A 17,449-nucleotide genomic window follows, 5' to 3' on the forward strand; every position below is an offset into this window, starting at 1 on the left:
CTTTCCTAAAAATAGTCGGGGTGTTGAAAGCGTTCCTGCTGGCGCAAGGAAATTTAATCAGGTTGTGAGCTAACGCTCATTACGCTACGGGTTATAGCAAGGTGATTTAATCTTCTGGAGTATAGACAAGGAGTTAGGTGCCAGGGTGGCACCTGGAAGAACTATTGATATTTCGTATGGTGGCACCTGATATAAATAACATCAGGGTTTAACATTCACTATTTCTAAAATAAGAATGCGCTATTCTTTTATATTGAATAGCACATTCCGTTTTATTTCATCATCTCGCGAATTAATTTTCCAAGCTGCTTAACCGCCTGTTCTTCGCGTTCACCCCAGTGCCATGCGGTATTAAAACGAAAGAAACGTGACCATGTCCCTGAGGTTGAAAACATCTTACCTGGCGCAATGCTGATGTGGTGTGCCAGTGCCTGGGTGCTGAGCTCTCCCGCATCCAGCGGTTCTGGCAGTTCGAGCCACAGAAAATAACCGCTGTCGTTATGGTGTATTTTGACCTCTGCCGGAAGATGACGCAGCAACGTTTGCCAGGCCTGCTGTTTGCGTTCCGCCAGCTGACGACGCAGCCGTCGCAAATGCGCGTCATAACGCCGGGTCGACAGGTAGTCCACCAGCGCAAGCTGCATGGGGGAACTGGTGGATAAGGTGCTCATCAACTGGAGCCGCTGAATTCGACGGGCATGTTTCCCGGCAGCAACCCAACCGATGCGAAAGCCGGGGACCAGACATTTCGAAAACGATGAACAGTGCAACACCCTGTCCCCACGATCCCAGGCTTTAGCCGGCAGCGGTTTCTCCCGGCCAAAATAGAGTTCGCTGTAAACATCATCCTCAATCAGCATCACATTGTATTTTTCCAATAATGCGACCAGATGGGCTTTTTTCTCTGCGCTGAGCGTAAAACCCAGTGGGTTTTGGCTGTTGGTCATCAGCCAGCAGGCTTTGACCGGGTACTCCTGTAGCGTCTGCTCCAGTGCGACAAGGTCGATTCCTTCCTTCACGTCGGTGGCAACGGACAACGCCTTCAGGCGCAATCGCTCCAGAGCCTGCAATGCGCCGTAAAAACACGGGTTTTCGACAATCACCCAGTCCCCCGGCTCAGTAACGGCCTGCAGGCTCAGGTTAAGCGCTTCAAGCGCGCCGGTGGTGATTACAATTTCATCCGGAGAAAGGGTCATTCCCTGTTGTGCATATCGACGGGCAATCGCATGACGCAGTTCATCATTTCCGGGCGGCAGGTTTTCGATAACACTCATGGCGGTAGCCGTTTTACTCACTTGAGCCAGCGAACGATTAAGCTGCTGAAGCGGAAATAAGCGCGGATCGGGGAAAGCGGATGCAAACGGCATCACTGATGCATCACGACTGGCCTGCAGCATGTCAAAGATGTAGGTGTTGATATCCACGGCTTCATCGCGCATGACCTGTACCTGCGGCACGGCGGCTTCGCGCTCGGGACGCGCAGCAACATAATAACCCGACTGTGGCCGGGCAATGATCCGCCCCTGACTTTCCAGCAGTTGGTAGGCATGCCCCACGGTCATAAAACTCATCCCACTGCTCGCCACCTGCTCACGCAAAGAGGGTAACCGATCGCCTGGTTGCCATACGCCAGACGCGATTTGATCGCGAATTTGCTCCGCCAGTCGCTGGTACTTCTTCATTTTTCATCCTGATATTCGGTATCGGTGACAACCTCTGTATATATCAGTCTACATAAATAACGATTTTTTCAGAACTGTTATAGTTAACAGTTTTACAACATTGTTGGCAAAAGATCTTTGCCTGAGGCCCGGGCAGCTATCTGTACAGAATCAATTTTCGGGGTGTGCTTTAAGGCGAATAAACAGGTGATGTTCACATAGTAATCAGCACCGTCAATCACCGCAGGCCACGGGATAAACTCATTATCGTCGAAGTAAAATTCAAATGCGGTGACCAGATTGCATATCAGATCGTGCGACCTATAACAGCAGCACAACTGTTATGGTTAAAAAGAACTGTTCTGTTTCTGCCCCACATTCCGCCAGGGGCTTAGAATTGCGCCAAATCAATTTTGCCTGCGGAGTTAAGCATGTTCGGTCTTGACGCGTTTCACCTGGCGAGGATCCAGATAAGACACGCATATAGGAATTTATTTAAAATCAGTAAGTTAGGTGATAATCAAACATGTTTTTACTCGCTTAAATGGCTTAGATAATCTCCTTAAATCTCAGGTAGATAGAAAGTGTTTTGGGGAACGATTTTAAAGAATAGGTGCTGGAATTACCGGGAAAACTGCTGGCGATTGTTGCAATTGCTCCAGGGTCATATCTCGCAGATCACAGAGATATTTTTGCCACTCCGTCAGCGCGTCACTGTCGCCGTCATAGGTGCGATTACTGGCGATCCCTGCCTGTAGAGTGGTTATATTCAGCGCGGCCTGAGCCGCATAGTCCAGCCGTATTCCTGAATACTGGCAGCGATTTGCGCGATCTGGCTTTCTGAATGGGTTCGGGTGTTCTTCACGTAACCGAAAATCTCGGTTAGTGCTTTAAAAATGATCTTTATCTTTGCAGCCACGAATGTTTCAACCTATATTTAGCCCCGCTCGCGCGAGCAAGTGGGCCTCGGTTCGTATTCACGGCGTGGTGTGGGTATGAATGGCTGTCGCCAGGTCGTAACTGGCGGCGGTCGCCCACCTTCCTAATAATCACTACACAGCGATAGCGACGTGCTTTACAGTGGTGCCGTTAGGGCCGGTTGCTTCGGTATAGTGGGAACAGGCAGACAACGCGCACAGCGAAGCCCCCGCGATAATTGCGAGTAGAAATTTTTTCATTGGGACTACCTCAATCAGAGTTTTATGTTGCGTAGGAAAATATTCACCCCGAAAAACGGCCGACTGCTCAGTTGCTAAATCAGCATAATTCACTAGTTTTGCAGGTTGGACAGCGTCGTTTTGTAGAATTTTATAAAATCACTTTTCGGCAATGCCACTCATCACACGACGCTCAATTACCTGGACGAATCGACCACCAGTCTAACCGGCCACGGAACAGACAATTCCGGTTGTCTCAGCACCCCAGCTGGAGCACGACACTAACGATAGTCACGTCGTCTCCACACAGAGAACGAAACGCCGAGTGAGCGATAGAACCCAGCCAGATACAACCGCCCCACAGGTAGGCCACCAGCGGCCAGTTAAGTTCTGGTAATTTCATGGACAATCCATTGATAGTTAGCGCCTCGCCCACAGCGACAGGTGCGATTGATTGGGCGGGCGCGTATTCGAATAAAAAACCCCGGAAGTGACCGGGGAAACGGAGCAATAGCAATGCTTTTCTGCAAATCCCACAGACTGGATTTAACAACAGGCACAGAGTGAATAAGGTTAACTATGGGATTTGCGGGAAATATTGCTAATACAATGCACTGTCATATTTATTAATTCGAAATTAATATCATTGATATTTATGTTGGTTAATTAAACCTCACCATAAGATACAATTTTTAATTAACTGTCGGCGTAATGTTTTCCTTTTACCTCGCTCTAATAATAAGGAAATCTTATGTCATGGAACAAGCACGCCGCGGTGTCTTATGCAAGAACTCACGCAAGCCAACAAAGCCGAGGCTATTGTGCCCGGGCAGTAGCGGCAGCAATTCGAGCTGGTGGAATAAGAATAGAAGGCGCTAACGCCAACAATTTCGCTAGATCACTTGAGAATGCCGGTTTTACCAGAGCATACGGCACCCTGCTGGAAGGTGACGTGGCGGTCATCGAAGCCCTGCCAGGGCCAAACCAGTATGGACACGCATGTATTTACGACGGAACGGGTACCTGGTATTCAGATTTTGTGCAACGCAGTCTATATCCCGGCCCTCAATACAGAGAACTACAGCCCGCAATTACTATATACAGGCATAATTGATGAAAAAATTACTGCTTTTGTTATTAATAGCGACTTCAGCGATGGCGGGTGGTTCCGACCCCGTCAGCCAAGCTGTCGCATTCAACAAGTGGTATGTGGATCAAATTGATAAGAACAATTTTCCGATCACAGACGACAAGACTATTGATAAATACGTTACCGCCGCGACCATGCAGAAACTTAGACGAACTCAAGATCCTGATTACGACGGCGTTTTCTATTCTGCAGATTTTTTCCTCAAAGCGCAGGATATCGGCGAGGATTGGCCAGGCCATGTGACCGCTATTGCAGGAGATACAGACCCCATTTGTGTGAATGTCTACGTGGCATTTGGGGAGAAACAAAACCACATCGTCAGCGACTGCATGGTTAAGGAAAACGGCTCATGGAAAGTGCAATCCGTCACTAGCTTGCAATTCACGCGCAATCTGTAGCGGGGCAAATTTAACCAAGCGACGATCTGACAGGGGTACTGTGCCGTAGCACGTTCGCGAATACCCCTGTCGGATCGCCGGAAAGCAAAAACCCGCAGTTAAGCGGGTTTTACAGTTTTGACAACATATCAAGATCCTCCGCTGGTCCGAATCGTTCACTAACTTTGCTAAACAGCACCTCCTATTCAACACAGAGCAGCGCCAGAAATTTGCCGAGATCATGTATGACCTGCTGGCGCCAACCGCTCAGAACGTCGAGATAACGATAAATCCCGTTTACGAAAAATTCGCAAAACAGACGGGGAAATCCGGGGCGTTTAATTTCATTTGTCACCAGCTACCCGCAGAAGCGATCTCGCCTTAATCACCTGGCAAAAACCGGATAGATATACCCACGCCCTATAAAAGACGGAAAAAATGGGTTGTCGATGAAGATGCCACTTTTATTGGTTGCGGCGGACAAAGACTTATTTCCCGAAATCTGCCGGAAAAAGCAAAATTACTGGTTGAGAGAGCAATCAATGGGCGCTCCACGCAAACATAATATCGATATCGAAAACCTATATATAAAGCTGGATAAGCGTAACAACAAAGTCTACTGGCAATATAAAGATCCCCTTACTCAAAAATGGCAAAGTTTTGGTTCAGATGAAGCTGCTGCGAAAGCTGCAGCCATTGAGTTAAACCGCCTTTTTGCTGTACAGCAGGTTGAGCAAAGCTACAAGCTCGTTGACATTGCTAAAAAAAGGCATCAACCGCAGCAAGCCGAAGAATTGAGGTTCAAAGATTGGGTAAAGAGATGCATATCAATGCTGGAGAAGCGACAAGACAAAGGCGTTATTTCAAGCTCAACGCTGTATGAACGGCGGCATGCTGCGAGCGTGCTTTGCGACCGCATAGCTAATACGCCGCTGGCATCCGTTGGTTCTCGTGAAATGGCTGCAATTCTTGAAGAATACGTAGATGAAGGCAAAAACACTATGGCTAAACACGTGCGTTCAAACTGGATAGATTTGTTTAAAGAGGCTCAATTTGCTGGTGAGGTTCCCCCGGGGTTCAACCCGGCATTATCTACCCGCAAGCCAAAAGTTGAAGTCACCCGCGCCCGACTGCAACACGATGACTGGAGAAAAATTACGGAAGTGGCCCGAGAACGATACTCACCGTGGGCTGTGAACGCACTGCAACTCGCCCTCGTCACTGGTCAGCGTCTTTCCGACATTCTGAGCATGAAATTCAGGGATGTCAGAGACGGATATTTATGGGTTGTTCAGGGTAAAACTGGCAACAAAATTGCCCTTCCCTTAACGCTTCATTGTGATGCAGTCGGGCTTTCCCTGGAGGACGTCATAAATCAGTGCCATGATCGTGCGTTAAGCCCCTATCTGGTTCATCACTCCAGGACGACTGCGACGATTAAATCTGGCGCGACAATAAACAAGGCTACCGCCAGCACCATGTTTGCCCGATGCCGGGACGCAGCAGGCATTACTCCGCCAGAAGGCAAAACGCCTGTTTCGTTTCACAAACAGCGTTCCCTGGCAGAACGCCTCTACTCTGCTCAGGGGATCAATACTCAGGAATTGCTGGGGCATAAATCGGCCAAAATGACCGAGAAATATCACGATGAAAGGAATGATGGTTGGGTGATTTTGGCGATTTAATTTTAGCCATTATTGGGGAGGAGTTTTGGGGAGATTTTGGGGAAGGCCCATAACAGTCGGGTAACTGTTATGGGAAAAAAGACTGGTTCTGTTTCTGCAACCCAGATGTGGCGCGGCTTAGAATTGCGCCAAATCAATTTTGCCTGCGGAGTTAAGCATGTTCGGTCTTGACGCGTTTCACCTGGCGAGGATCCAGTTCGCGTTTACGGTATCCTTTCACATCATTTTTCCGGCCATTACTATCGGTCTTGCCAGCTATCTGGCGGTGCTGGAAGGTCTCTGGTTGAAAACCAAAAATCCAACCTGGCGTTCGCTGTATCATTTCTGGTCCAAAATCTTCGCCGTAAACTTTGGTATGGGCGTCGTGTCCGGGCTGGTGATGGCTTATCAGTTCGGTACTAACTGGAGCGGTTTTTCCGAGTTTGCCGGGAGCATCACCGGGCCACTACTGACCTATGAAGTGTTAACTGCTTTCTTCCTCGAAGCAGGTTTCCTCGGGGTCATGCTGTTTGGCTGGAACCGTGTGGGGCCAGGCCTGCACTTCTTCGCGACTTGCATGGTTGCGCTGGGGACAATTATATCGACCTTCTGGATACTGGCCTCCAACAGTTGGATGCAGACCCCACAGGGCTATGAAATCGTCAATGGACAGGTCGTTCCTGTGGACTGGTTTGCCGTTATTTTCACCCCGTCATTCCCTTATCGCCTGCTGCATATGTCGGTCGCCGCCTTCCTGAGCAGCGCGCTGTTTGTCGCAGCATCAGGGGCATGGCATTTATTACGCGGGAATAACACCCCGGCTATTCGCGCCATGTTTTCTATGGCGCTGTGGATGACGTTAATCGTCGCCCCGTTGCAGGCGTTGATTGGCGATATGCACGGGTTGAATACGCTTAAGCATCAGCCTGCCAAAATTGCCGCCATCGAGGGGCACTGGGAAAACCCGCCCGGCGAACCCACTCCGTTGCTACTGTTCGGTTGGCCAGATATGGAGCAAGAGCGTACCCACTATGGGCTGGAAATTCCGGCGCTGGGAAGCCTAATCCTGACCCACAGTCTGGATAAACAGGTCCCGGCGCTAAAAGAGTTTCCTAAAGAAGACCGACCCAATTCCACCATGGTGTTTTGGTCGTTCCGCATCATGGCGGGGCTTGGCATGCTGATGATCCTGTTGGGCACATTCGCCTTGTGGTTACGTTACAAGCAACGCCTGTATACCTCACGTCCCTTCCTGCGTTTCGCGCTGTGGATGGGACCTTCTGGTCTGATCGCTATTCTGGCCGGTTGGGTCACCACTGAAGTTGGTCGTCAGCCGTGGGTAGTTTACGGTTTGCAACGCACAGCGGACGCGGTTTCCGCACATGGTGATTTGCATATGAGCATCAGTCTGCTGGCCTTCTTTGTGGTTTACAGTTCGGTCTTCGGTGTGGGCTATAGCTACATGATTCGCCTGATCCGTAAAGGGCCACAGGAAGATGACCCGACCCTTCCGCCAACTGGCACACCGGCACGGCCGCTTTCCGCTGCTGTCCTCGATTCTCAAGCTGAGGCTCATCGCTAATGGGTATTGATTTATCAGTTATCTGGTTTGTTATTATCGTGTTCGCCACGCTGATGTATATCGTGATGGACGGCTTTGATCTTGGGATCGGCATCTTATTCCCCGCCATTCAGGATGCTGATGACCGCGACGTGATGGTCAACAGCGTCGCACCAGTATGGGATGGGAATGAAACCTGGCTGGTACTGGGCGGCGCAGGATTATTTGGCGCATTTCCTCTGGCCTATGCGGTCATTGTCGATGCACTGACGATCCCACTCACCCTGATGCTGATCGGCCTGATTTTTCGCGGCGTTGCCTTTGAGTTTCGTTTCAAAGCCACGCCTGCACACCGACCGTTCTGGGATAAAGCCTTTCTGGGCGGTTCAATTCTTGCCACGTTTACCCAAGGGGTAGTCGTGGGTGCGGTCCTCAATGGATTTTCCGTTACTGGCCGCAGCTACAGCGGTGGACCGTTTGACTGGCTAACGCCTTTCACGCTGTTTTGCGGGCTGGGGCTGGTCGTAGCCTACGCGCTGCTTGGCGCAACATGGCTGGTAATGAAAAGCGAAAACCCGCTACAGGATAAAATGCGCAATGTGGCAAAAAAACTGCTGCTGGCGCTGCTGGTCGTCATTGTCATTATCAGTTTGTGGACACCACTGGCACACAGTGCGATTGCCGATCGTTGGTTTAGCCTGCCAAATCTGTGGTTCCTGATGCCGGTTCCGCTGCTGGTCGCACTCATCAGCCTGTGGCTGTGGCGTTCTCTGGGTCAGCAACATAGTCATGCCCTACCATTTATATTAACGCTGGGTTTAATTTTCCTCGGTTTCAGCGGTCTGGGGATCAGTATCTGGCCACATATTATTCCGCCGTCTATTACCCTTTGGCAGGCCGCGGCGCCGACGCAAAGCCAGGGCTTTATGTTGGTGGGAGCGCTACTGATTATCCCAATCATTCTGGTGTACACCTTCTGGAGCTACTACGTCTTTCGCGGCAAAGTTCAACATGGTGAGGGGTATCATTGATGGAACAATCAATCTGGAAACGTCTGATGTGGTTGGTGATCCTGTGGGGGGGAAGCGTATTAGCGCTGGCCGCCGTCGGTATGTTCTTTCGCCTGCTGATGACCGCGGCAGGTTTTAAATCCTGATAAACATGAATAAAAGCCGGGCGGTGCCTGCACTTCCCGGCGAACTCACTGCCCACGTTAATTAAACAAACGCGCAATAGCTCTCGATTTTATGCAACGGACGATTGCCTTTACAGCGATTAAATTATTGAATAGTCACCCGGCGAAATTATCGCCACGTCCACAGCTAACGTGCCAGAGGGTGCATGATGTTTAAGAAAGGGTTAACGGTGTTATTGCTTGCCAGCGCGCTTTTCTCCGGCCAGCTTTTCGCTACTCATCAGGGACATGAATATCTTCAGGTACAGGATGCCGATCATTTATTACGCCACACGGCAGACAGCGATGAGCTAAGAGTGACGGCGGAAGAATCCGCCGCCGATCTGCGCGAACACCATCACTGGCAAAAATCACGCAAGCCAGATACACACCTGAGTTAGCCTTTCCGCTTCGGCAGTGTTTTCATCAGCTCATCAGGGCTGACAGAAGCCACTACGCTGCCCGGCAACGGCATTTTCAGAATGTGGTGTTTCATCTTGCCGATAACGTGCATTTCGCACGGTCGGCAATCAAATTTCAGCGTCAACACTTCATCACCATTTACCAATTGCATCGGTGTGGCTTTCCAGCTTTTGATATTCCCCTTTGCCTGTTTCGGACACAGATTGAATGCAAAACGCAGGCAGTGCTTGGTAATCATCACCGGAACATCGCCCTTTTCCTCATGCGCTTCATATGCTGCATCAATCAACTGGACACCATAACGGTGGTAAAACTCACGCGCTTTATGGTTATAGACGTTTGCCAGAAAACTCAAATGCGTCTGCGGATAGACCGGTGCCGGCTGGGCAACGGGCTTACGACTGCCACGCTGGTAGTTTTCCAGACGCGCGGTATCCAGCATGTCGATGGCTTCGCGGCGAAGTTGGTTGAGTTGACCATTCGGAACAAACAGCGCACCCGGCAGATTCACCTGAATATCGCGGGCGTAGTACAGCGTCTGTCCAAGTTTTGCCAGACCATCCTGCAAGTTACTCAACGCTTTTTCGGCATTGTTCGCTTCTTCAAACTGGCCATCCAGCGTATGGGTGATACTCACGCCGTCTTCACTGGTCAACGTCAGGATCAACTGTTCCTGCCAGCCACCTAATTCAATATCAACCGCGACACGGCGTTCGCTGGATGTCTTGGTTAACGCTTGCTGCCAGTTATGATCGAGATTGCGATTGAGCGGATGGTGCGGCCGCACTTTGTGCAGGTCCGATGGCATTTCATTCGGCCATACCCGATAACGGTTATTCCCCGTTTTTTCTACAGTATTGGCACGGAATCCAACCACATCACGCTTAATCAATACGTTCAGGCCATCCCCGTTTGCCAGTGGCTCCGTCACCTCGACATCAAGATAATCCTTCGCCACCTTCAGCACCTCACCCACTGGCAAGCCAATGAATTTAGGTGAGTCGAATGCGCCGATGTCGCCCTTACGGGCATTGACAAAATAGTCAGTGCTGCCGCGGTGGAAAGTTTTCTCTGTAGATGGTGTGAAGAAATGCTCAGTGCGACCTGCTGATGAACGTGCCAGATCGCCGCGTTCTTCGATGATGGCATCCAGCATCTGCCGATAATGTGCAGTGATGTTCTTCACATAGCTCATGTCTTTGTAGCGCCCTTCAATTTTGAAGGAACGTACTCCGGCATCAATCAATGCACCGAGGTTGGCGGTCTGATCATTATCTTTCATCGACAGCAGGTGTTTTTCATACGACACCACCCGGCCCTGATCGTCTTTCAGGGTATACGGTAGTCGGCAGGCTTGTGAACAGTCGCCGCGGTTAGCGCTGCGCCCGGTTTGCGCATGAGAGATATAACACTGGCCTGAATAAGCAACGCATAACGCACCGTGGATGAAAAACTCGATCGTCGCGTCCGTCGCCTGATGAATCGCGTGAATCTGCTCAAGACTCAGTTCGCGCGCCAGTACAATCTGCGTGAATCCGACGTCAGAAAGAAACTTCGCCTTCTCAACGCTGCGAATATCACACTGGGTACTGGCATGCAGTTCAATCGGCGGGATATCCAGTTCCATAATCCCCATATCCTGCACAATCAGCGCATCAACACCCGTCTGATACAAATCGGTAATTAACCGCTGAGCAGGTTCCAGCTCATCATCATGCAAAATCGTGTTTAACGTCACAAAGATTTTCGCCCCATATCGATGAGCGAATGGCACCAGTTCAGCGATGTCTTTCAGGCTGTTACTGGCGTTGTGACGCGCACCAAAACCGGGGCCGCCAATGTATACGGCATCCGCGCCGTGTAAAATGGCTTCGCGCGCAATGGCGGTATCACGAGCCGGGCTTAACAATTCAAGGTGATGAGGTTGCTGGCGCATACAGTTGTTACCATCCACAAGCGGTAAAAATGGCGGCTATTGTAGTCAGAAGCGCGGCATTTCGGAATAGTTTTCCCGATTAACCGCGTGGGTAATGGATCAGGGAATGAAAGTGAACCGTCTGTTCGCTGCTGTTACGGTAACTATGTGCAGTATCACCCGCAAATCGGACACCCTCACCCGATTTGATGGTTCGCCACTGCCCATCAATGCACATATCCAGCAGGCCATTAATCACCACTACGTGCTCAATCACACCGGTTTCATGCGGGGTAGATTCACTCAACGCCCCCGGTGCCAGCAATATTGAAAAATGGTCAAAGCAGAGTTGTGGGTCCCATGGAAACAGCGGTGTCACTATCATTGCCTGCTGTTGGGGATCAAACGTCGCTGCGCCTGCTGACTCGGGTGGTGAAATAAACGTCGAAAACGGCACGTTCAGTCCGGTGGCAATTTTCCATAGCGTCGCCACTGTTGGACTGGATTCATTGCGTTCTATCTGTCCCAACATGGCCTTAGATACACCCGTTTCTTCTGCCAGACGCGACAGACTCCATTCCCGCTGGTGACGTAATGTCCGGAGCGTGGTAGCCAGATAGTGGGTTAAATTGTCCATTGTCACCTTCCTCTATCTCCTGTTTCTGTCCATCAGCTTATCACTTGTACGCTATAACGCACAGTGCTACAGTAAATGACCGTTATAACGCACGCGGAGTCGCTATGCGCACATTCTCAATCCCTTTGCCCACCGTTTTATCCGGTTTTGTTGCCGTGCTGGTCGGCTATGCCAGTTCAGCAGCCATCATCTGGCAAGCGGCGATAGCCGCAGGCGCAACGACCGGGCAGATTGCTGGCTGGATGACCGCACTGGGAATCGCGATGGGCGTGAGTACGCTGGCATTGTCAGTGTGGTACCGAGCCCCCATTCTGACCGCCTGGTCTACGCCTGGTGCCGCGCTGCTGGTTACGGGTCTGCAAGGCGTGACCATTCAGGATGCTATCGGCGTTTTTATTGTTGCTAACGCGTTGATAGTCCTGTGTGGTGTGACGGGGTTGTTTGCACGTCTGATGCAGATAATCCCACACTCACTGGCATCGGCAATGCTAGCCGGGATCCTACTGCGTTTTGGTTTGCAGGCATTCAATAGCCTTAATAATGAGCTTCTCCTGTGCGCCAGCATGCTGCTGGCGTGGCTGGTGCTTAAAGTTGTCGCCCCCAGATACGCCGTCATTGCTGCCATGCTGGTGGGTATTGCCATCGCACTGCTAAAAGGTGACATTGTCACTAATGACATTGATTTATCTCCGGTGATGCCTGAATTCATCGCCCCCCACTTCTCTCTTGCACACAGTATAAGCATCGCTTTGCCGTTCTTCCTGGTCACCATGGCGTCACAAAATGCGCCAGGCATTGCCACCATGAAAGCGTCAGGTTATTCCTTGCCCGTTTCACCGCTGATTATTTTCACGGGGCTGCTGGCGTTACTGTTTTCTCCCTTTGGCGTCTACTCGATCTGTATTGCCGCCATCACCGCTGCAATTTGCCAAAGCCCGGATGCGCATCCGGATGCCCAACGACGTTGGTTAGCCGCTGCCGCTGCCGGGATGTTCTACCTTCTGGCCGGGGTGTTTGGTGGGTCGGTAACCGGATTGATGGCCGCTTTGCCGGCAAGCTGGGTCCAGATGCTGGCTGGCCTCGCCTTGCTCGGTACGATTAGCGGTAGTCTGTATCAGGCATTGCTTCATGAAGCTGAGCGAGATGCTGCCATCGTCACCTTTCTGGTTACTGCCAGTGGTTTGACTTTATTGGGGATCGGTTCTGCGTTCTGGGGATTAATCGCCGGAGGGATATGTTATGCCGTGCTGAGGTTATCGCGACGCACGTAATTGCGTTGGCGTCTTGCCCGTCACCTGCTTAAACCGGTTGCTAAAATGGCTTGCTGAACTGAATCCGCAAGCCATTGCGATATCTGACAAACTACGTGAAGAATAACGGACCAGTTGCTGCGCCAGCGCCATACGACGCTGCATAACATACTGATGCGGGGCCATATTCATCGACTGGCGAAACATTCTGGCAAAGTGGAAATCGCTCAGTGCCGCTTCGCCAGCCAAATCGCTGAGGGTCATTGGGTAGGCCAGATGTGCGTCAATATAGGCCAGCACGTTGCGCAATGTGGCTGGCGCAAGCCCACCGGTTACCGCCGGCGGCCGCCATTGAACATTGCTGTAATGTTGAATCAGATGCGTCAGCAACAGCGAAGATGCCGCGCTGAGCGTCAGGTGATTAGCCGGTTGCTGCCAGTCATTACCCAGTAAAAACTGACGATAAACCGCCGTGATCCCCGGATCGCTGCCGAACGTGTGTTCGTCCAGCGTGAAGCTATAAGGGCTTTTGTCCCACACTTTCTCACCTACTTCCCGTAGATGCGCGTCGGTACAATAAAGATGTACAAAGGAGAGATCGTCACGAATATCCCAACTGGATTCGCTGTCTTTCGGCATCAGGCAGAAGCGATCCGGGCCGCCGCCGTTTTTCCAGCCCCCTGCCGTCTTGTGATAGCTCTCGTAACCATCCGCGACATATAAGCTGAGCGTGTGATGATCACAATATTGGGTAATGGTGTCGCGTTTGTTAGACCACGCCGCCAGTTGGATCCCTGAATGTAACGCAACCGACTCATGCAGCACGGCATTATGTTTGCGTAAGTTTTCAAAGGCGCCATAGGGCTGAGACATACCATCACATTCAGAATAAGTTAGCAGGCTTTCAGTCTATATCAGCTACATGTTGTTAACAGCCTCCTTTTCATGTTTGCGAGAAAAAAAGCGCAAGATTTTGCAAGTCGACCGCAATCAGATGAAAGCCAACCCCAGCCAGTCATGCCACTCTGTGCGCTTAAATACAAAAATGAGAGAGATGTATGAACGCATTGTTGTACTGCCTGGTAGTCGTGATATGGGGAACGACATGGATTGCCATTTACCTGCAGCAAGGGCCCGTTGCTGCTCCGGTCTCTATCTTTTGGCGCTTTGCGGTCGCCAGCTCGGTGATGATCCTTCTCCTGCTGTTCAGCGGCAAATTGCGTAAGCTCTCCGGGCGCGACCATCTGTTTTGTCTGTTACAGGGCGGCTGTGTTTTTTGCTTCAATTTCTGGTGTTTTTACACGGCAGCGGCCTGGATTAACACCGGTCTGGAATCAGTAATTTTCTCGATGGCCGTGCTGTTTAATGCGGTGAATAGTTTTGTATTTTTTGGTCAAAAACCACCGCTACGCTTTTATTTCGCCGCGGCGCTGGGGTTGACGGGTATCATCACCCTGTTCTGGCAGGATTTGGTCAATAGCGGCCTGAATCACTCGCTTCTGCTGGGTATTGGTTTAAGCGCTCTGGGAACGTTTGGTTTTTCCCTGGGCAATATGATAAGCCTGCGTCATCAGAAAAAAGGACTGGAGGTGATGACCACCAACAGCTGGGCCATGCTGTACGGTACCTTGCTGATTGCCACCATTGCACTGGTTCGCGGTGATGACTTCACACCGGAGTGGACGTTTAGCTACCTTAGCGCACTGTTGTATCTGGCTATTTTTGGCTCTGTAATTGCCTTTGGCGCTTATTTCACACTGGTAGGACGCATCGGTCCGAGTAAGGCCGCTTACAGTACGTTGCTTTTCCCTCTGGTGGCGCTCACGCTGTCAACGCTGTATGAAGGGTATGTCTGGCAGGCTAACGCGATTGCCGGTTTAGTGCTGATTTTGCTGGGAAATCTGGTGATGTTTGCACGCCCGGAAGCCTTGATGGGAAAACTGTTGTACCGTCGGCGAGTGGCATAAAAAAACGCACCATCCGCAGATGGTGCGTTCTTCATTATTATTTTTTGTTCACATCAAACATGGAGGCATCTGTCGCCATGTCATCAACAACTTTCTTCAACGTTTCGAACGCCATTGGCGTGCTTTCGTTGTTCAGGTCTTTACCTTCACCCTGACGCACAACTTTAATCACAGGTTTATTGGTTGCCGGATCGATCAGCTCACCCTCAAAATAAAGGTGGGTATCCATGGTACGGTGACCCGTCGCCATTTGTGTTCCTGCAACGAGCAGCGCAACCGGGATCACTTCATAGAATTGCAGACCTTCTTTACTGGTCGCAACACCGGTGATTGCCCCGCGGAAAATCAGACTGCGTGGCCCTGGCGTTGCCACCAGAGGTTTACGCTTGCTGATGGCCGTTTTCATCTGCGTGTTGGTATAGTTCAACAGTTGGTCAAGAACCTTCTGTCCTACCTGCGTAGTAGGTTTAGGAACCGGGTAATACGTTATCGGGTTATACACGATACTGTCATATTTGGATTCATTATAGTTCGGGTCAACCCAACGAAGTACCGGTTGTCCCGTTGCTGATTTTGTTTCCTTCAGGTCAGAATAATTTTTTAAAAACCCAGAATATTTATCCGGCTGCGTCACTTTTGACGCACAGCCCGATAATGCCAACAGACCAGTAAGCACTGCAACTTTAAATAAAGTTTGAGTACGCATGAAACGATCCCTTTAGTTTTCGCAATGATGCATAAAAAGGATAGCAAAACAGTTTCATTTTGGATGTACTAAAAATGGTAACGACCGCACAATTTTTTCTCTGCGCTCAGCACAAAAAAATGCTGAACGCAGAAAGAGTTAAGCCAGACGGGATGTTCAGGCAGTTTTACGCGCCAGCATGGTGGCAAAGCGCAGTTTAATGCGGTTGCCATTTTCATCTGTACGATGAAGTTCACCCACGTCTTCATTGTATTTCAGCAGATCCCATCCACTGTAATAGTGACGTAATTCACCTGCTTTAAATGCAAACGGGAAACCAACGGTGCACGGGAAATCCTCGGTATCCATTGCCGCTACGATTAAATTATATCCACCCGGTTTCGTACAACGTTGCATATTTTCGATAAGCCCCGGGATCGTTTTCGCTTCCAGGAACATCAGCACCACGGTAGAAAGAATAAAGTCATATTCGCCATCAAAGCTGAGTGCATTCAGATCTGCGACGTTCGTCTGCAAATTGGTCAACCCTTCAGCCGCTTTGATGCGCTCAAGATTAGCGATGCTCATGGGATTTTTATCCCACGCAGTGACGTCATAGCCGTTTGCCGCCAGATACAGACTGTTACGGCCATTGCCACAGCCCAGATCCAGTGTTTTACCTGGCGGGACAATGTTGGCCGCTTCAACAACTTCGGAATGGGTCCGGGTGAGATCGTATTTTTCAGTAAAGTAGTTTTCGTCGCAAAGGGTCATTATTTATCCTCAGATTTCAGTAATGCAGCACGCTCCGTGCGGATGAGCAGTTTCCCCTGCATCAGCAATGCAAACGTACGTACCAGTAATAACGCAATGATAAAATTGGTAAAAATAAACAGTGGAATTGACAGCGTATGGAAAAACCCCGATTCACTGGCATGTCCCAGATGTAGCCCTGTAGTTGCCAGTGCCGACACGCCGAACGAGAAGCTCCAGAAAGACGCATTAAACGGCTGGGACAGATACCACGGCATCAGCCGAAGCATAAACAGCAGTTGCAGCAGGCCATAGCCAAACAGCATTTTCGCCAGCGTATCGCCTTCTCCGCCGTTGACGCTAAGCCATGCGCTACAGGCCACTAACGCGGGTGCCAATTGAATACCCAGCGACGTACGTAATACCGCGGGCAACTCACCAGAACTGCGTAAACGCTGCAGGATCACCGGTTCAAGACTAAGCCAGGAGAAAACCCCTGCCCCTAAAAATACCAGTCCGGCATCGTTATAGCCGAGTGCACCGCAGGCCATCGCGCTGATAAAGTTATTGGCGACGGTTGGCAGATACAACCCCGGCGTGGTTGCCTCCTCGGGATGCGAACCTCGCCACAGGCCTGCCGTTTGCCAGGCCGCGTACGATAGCTGTATCACCACGCCAATGCTAAATAGCCCGACGGCTAACGGGCGATACCAGGGAACAAAACCAATCGCGACCAGCATGGTTGTTGCCGGAAAAAGGCTGACAAAACTGCTCATCACCGGATGGCGAATTTCTGCCAGCACACTCTGGGGAAAACGGACTAAACGGGTCAGAAAAGCCAACGTTAACAGACCCCAAATAACCATCGCCAGGATGACTAACCCATCGCCAATCCAGTGGCTCACCGACCATACCTGACTGGCATATCGCCAGGCGAATCCCATGCCTATGGTGCCCAGTACCATGCCAAAATAACCGGCCGGAAGATTAAGGACCCGATCACTATGCTTGTTATTACTCATTTTGTTTATTTTTTAAAGTATATTTGAAATGCATTTTATGGAAATTATGGCGA

Annotated in this window: 17 protein-coding genes; 8 read left to right on the top strand and 9 right to left on the bottom strand. The window is 50.5% G+C overall.

Going from position 1 to position 17,449, the window contains the following annotated elements; all coding sequences use genetic code 11:
• Positions 1–272 precede the first annotated feature (272 nt).
• The 3 genes from QMN38_RS03850 to QMN38_RS03860 all read right to left on the bottom strand — a co-directional run bounded on the left by QMN38_RS03850 (position 273) and on the right by QMN38_RS03860 (position 3,221).
• Entirely contained in the window at positions 273–1,682 is a 1,410-nt protein-coding gene (locus tag QMN38_RS03850) for an aminotransferase-like domain-containing protein (protein WP_271448811.1), read from the bottom strand.
• 1,031 nt (positions 1,683–2,713) lie between these two features.
• Entirely contained in the window at positions 2,714–2,839 is a 126-nt protein-coding gene (locus QMN38_RS03855; protein ID WP_323604529.1) for a hypothetical protein, read from the bottom strand.
• Positions 2,840–3,074: 235 nt separating this feature from the next.
• On the bottom strand, positions 3,075–3,221 hold the full coding sequence (locus QMN38_RS03860) for a hypothetical protein (RefSeq protein WP_323604531.1): 147 nt from the start codon (positions 3,219–3,221) through the stop codon (positions 3,075–3,077).
• 710 nt (positions 3,222–3,931) lie between these two features.
• Between QMN38_RS03860 and QMN38_RS03870 the strand changes: the two genes are divergently transcribed.
• From QMN38_RS03870 to QMN38_RS03895, 6 genes are all read left to right on the top strand, one after another.
• Positions 3,932–4,366: a DUF3828 domain-containing protein gene (locus QMN38_RS03870; protein WP_271441640.1), complete on the top strand. Its 435-nt coding sequence runs from the start codon at positions 3,932–3,934 to the stop codon at positions 4,364–4,366.
• 428 nt (positions 4,367–4,794) lie between these two features.
• A complete protein-coding gene (locus tag QMN38_RS03875) occupies positions 4,795–6,030 on the top strand; it encodes a tyrosine-type recombinase/integrase (RefSeq protein ID WP_323604537.1) in 1,236 nt (411 codons plus the stop codon).
• A gap of 157 nt (positions 6,031–6,187) precedes the next feature.
• Positions 6,188–7,591, top strand: a complete 1,404-nt coding sequence (locus QMN38_RS03880) for a cytochrome ubiquinol oxidase subunit I (protein WP_323604539.1) — start codon at positions 6,188–6,190, stop codon at positions 7,589–7,591.
• Positions 7,591–8,601: a cytochrome d ubiquinol oxidase subunit II gene (gene cydB / locus QMN38_RS03885; protein WP_271456835.1), complete on the top strand. Its 1,011-nt coding sequence runs from the start codon at positions 7,591–7,593 to the stop codon at positions 8,599–8,601. The genes QMN38_RS03880 and cydB overlap by 1 nt, the downstream gene beginning before the upstream one ends.
• On the top strand, positions 8,601–8,726 hold the full coding sequence (locus QMN38_RS03890; protein ID WP_124021191.1) for a DUF2474 domain-containing protein: 126 nt from the start codon (positions 8,601–8,603) through the stop codon (positions 8,724–8,726). Before cydB ends, QMN38_RS03890 begins: the two co-directional genes overlap by 1 nt.
• A gap of 188 nt (positions 8,727–8,914) precedes the next feature.
• Positions 8,915–9,145, top strand: a complete 231-nt coding sequence (locus QMN38_RS03895; RefSeq protein ID WP_005126741.1) for a DUF2554 family protein — start codon at positions 8,915–8,917, stop codon at positions 9,143–9,145.
• Here QMN38_RS03895 and QMN38_RS03900 read toward each other — a convergent pair.
• Positions 9,142–11,103, bottom strand: coding sequence for a peptidase U32 family protein (locus QMN38_RS03900; RefSeq protein ID WP_323604542.1), 1,962 nt, complete (start codon positions 11,101–11,103; stop codon positions 9,142–9,144). The two genes, QMN38_RS03895 and QMN38_RS03900, sit on opposite strands and share 4 nt — an antisense overlap.
• A gap of 79 nt (positions 11,104–11,182) precedes the next feature.
• Entirely contained in the window at positions 11,183–11,719 is a 537-nt protein-coding gene (locus QMN38_RS03905; RefSeq protein ID WP_318048264.1) for a helix-turn-helix domain-containing protein, read from the bottom strand.
• Between the two features lie 104 nt (positions 11,720–11,823).
• Between QMN38_RS03905 and QMN38_RS03910 the strand changes: the two genes are divergently transcribed.
• On the top strand, positions 11,824–12,990 hold the full coding sequence (locus QMN38_RS03910; RefSeq protein WP_323604545.1) for a benzoate/H(+) symporter BenE family transporter: 1,167 nt from the start codon (positions 11,824–11,826) through the stop codon (positions 12,988–12,990).
• Here the strand turns inward: QMN38_RS03910 and QMN38_RS03915 are convergent.
• The gene (locus QMN38_RS03915; RefSeq protein ID WP_318048270.1) at positions 12,973–13,842 is read right to left on the bottom strand and encodes a helix-turn-helix domain-containing protein; all 870 of its coding nucleotides are present in this window, start codon (positions 13,840–13,842) and stop codon (positions 12,973–12,975) included. The two genes, QMN38_RS03910 and QMN38_RS03915, sit on opposite strands and share 18 nt — an antisense overlap.
• Positions 13,843–14,027: 185 nt before the next feature.
• On the opposite strand from QMN38_RS03915, the gene QMN38_RS03920 reads away from it, so the two are divergent.
• Positions 14,028–14,936 (top strand): DMT family transporter, encoded by a 909-nt coding sequence (locus QMN38_RS03920; protein WP_271456831.1) that lies wholly within the window; start codon positions 14,028–14,030, stop codon positions 14,934–14,936.
• Between the two features lie 37 nt (positions 14,937–14,973).
• On the opposite strand, the gene QMN38_RS03925 is transcribed toward QMN38_RS03920, so the two are convergent.
• The 3 genes from QMN38_RS03925 to tehA all read right to left on the bottom strand — a co-directional run bounded on the left by QMN38_RS03925 (position 14,974) and on the right by tehA (position 17,396).
• The gene (locus QMN38_RS03925; protein WP_137381800.1) at positions 14,974–15,642 is read right to left on the bottom strand and encodes a DUF3313 domain-containing protein; all 669 of its coding nucleotides are present in this window, start codon (positions 15,640–15,642) and stop codon (positions 14,974–14,976) included.
• A gap of 156 nt (positions 15,643–15,798) precedes the next feature.
• Positions 15,799–16,395, bottom strand: a complete 597-nt coding sequence (gene tehB / locus QMN38_RS03930) for a tellurite resistance methyltransferase TehB (RefSeq protein WP_271441650.1) — start codon at positions 16,393–16,395, stop codon at positions 15,799–15,801.
• On the bottom strand, positions 16,395–17,396 hold the full coding sequence (gene tehA, locus QMN38_RS03935; RefSeq protein ID WP_271454712.1) for a dicarboxylate transporter/tellurite-resistance protein TehA: 1,002 nt from the start codon (positions 17,394–17,396) through the stop codon (positions 16,395–16,397). The genes tehB and tehA overlap by 1 nt, the downstream gene beginning before the upstream one ends.
• Between the last annotated feature and the right edge of the window lie 53 nt (positions 17,397–17,449).

The organism is Citrobacter sp. R-1.5.2, assembly GCF_035064245.1.
Lineage (GTDB): Bacteria > Pseudomonadota > Gammaproteobacteria > Enterobacterales > Enterobacteriaceae > Citrobacter.

Bases quoted from the DNA above. Each gene is read 5' to 3' on its own strand.
- QMN38_RS03850 (WP_271448811.1), bottom strand. From the start codon at position 1,682: ATGAAGAAGTACCAGCGACTGGCGGAGCAAATTCGCGATCAAATCGCG.
- QMN38_RS03900 (WP_323604542.1), bottom strand. From the start codon at position 11,103: ATGCGCCAGCAACCTCATCACCTTGAATTGTTAAGCCCGGCTCGTGAT.
- QMN38_RS03890 (WP_124021191.1), top strand. From the start codon at position 8,601: ATGGAACAATCAATCTGGAAACGTCTGATGTGGTTGGTGATCCTGTGG.
- QMN38_RS03925 (WP_137381800.1), bottom strand. From the start codon at position 15,642: ATGCGTACTCAAACTTTATTTAAAGTTGCAGTGCTTACTGGTCTGTTG.
- QMN38_RS03860 (WP_323604531.1), bottom strand. From the start codon at position 3,221: ATGAAATTACCAGAACTTAACTGGCCGCTGGTGGCCTACCTGTGGGGC.
- QMN38_RS03855 (WP_323604529.1), bottom strand. From the start codon at position 2,839: ATGAAAAAATTTCTACTCGCAATTATCGCGGGGGCTTCGCTGTGCGCG.
- tehB (WP_271441650.1), bottom strand. From the start codon at position 16,395: ATGACCCTTTGCGACGAAAACTACTTTACTGAAAAATACGATCTCACC.
- QMN38_RS03910 (WP_323604545.1), top strand. From the start codon at position 11,824: ATGCGCACATTCTCAATCCCTTTGCCCACCGTTTTATCCGGTTTTGTT.
- QMN38_RS03905 (WP_318048264.1), bottom strand. From the start codon at position 11,719: ATGGACAATTTAACCCACTATCTGGCTACCACGCTCCGGACATTACGT.
- QMN38_RS03880 (WP_323604539.1), top strand. From the start codon at position 6,188: ATGTTCGGTCTTGACGCGTTTCACCTGGCGAGGATCCAGTTCGCGTTT.
- QMN38_RS03915 (WP_318048270.1), bottom strand. From the start codon at position 13,842: ATGTCTCAGCCCTATGGCGCCTTTGAAAACTTACGCAAACATAATGCC.
- QMN38_RS03875 (WP_323604537.1), top strand. From the start codon at position 4,795: ATGAAGATGCCACTTTTATTGGTTGCGGCGGACAAAGACTTATTTCCC.
- QMN38_RS03870 (WP_271441640.1), top strand. From the start codon at position 3,932: ATGAAAAAATTACTGCTTTTGTTATTAATAGCGACTTCAGCGATGGCG.
- QMN38_RS03920 (WP_271456831.1), top strand. From the start codon at position 14,028: ATGAACGCATTGTTGTACTGCCTGGTAGTCGTGATATGGGGAACGACA.
- cydB (WP_271456835.1), top strand. From the start codon at position 7,591: ATGGGTATTGATTTATCAGTTATCTGGTTTGTTATTATCGTGTTCGCC.
- QMN38_RS03895 (WP_005126741.1), top strand. From the start codon at position 8,915: ATGTTTAAGAAAGGGTTAACGGTGTTATTGCTTGCCAGCGCGCTTTTC.
- tehA (WP_271454712.1), bottom strand. From the start codon at position 17,396: ATGAGTAATAACAAGCATAGTGATCGGGTCCTTAATCTTCCGGCCGGT.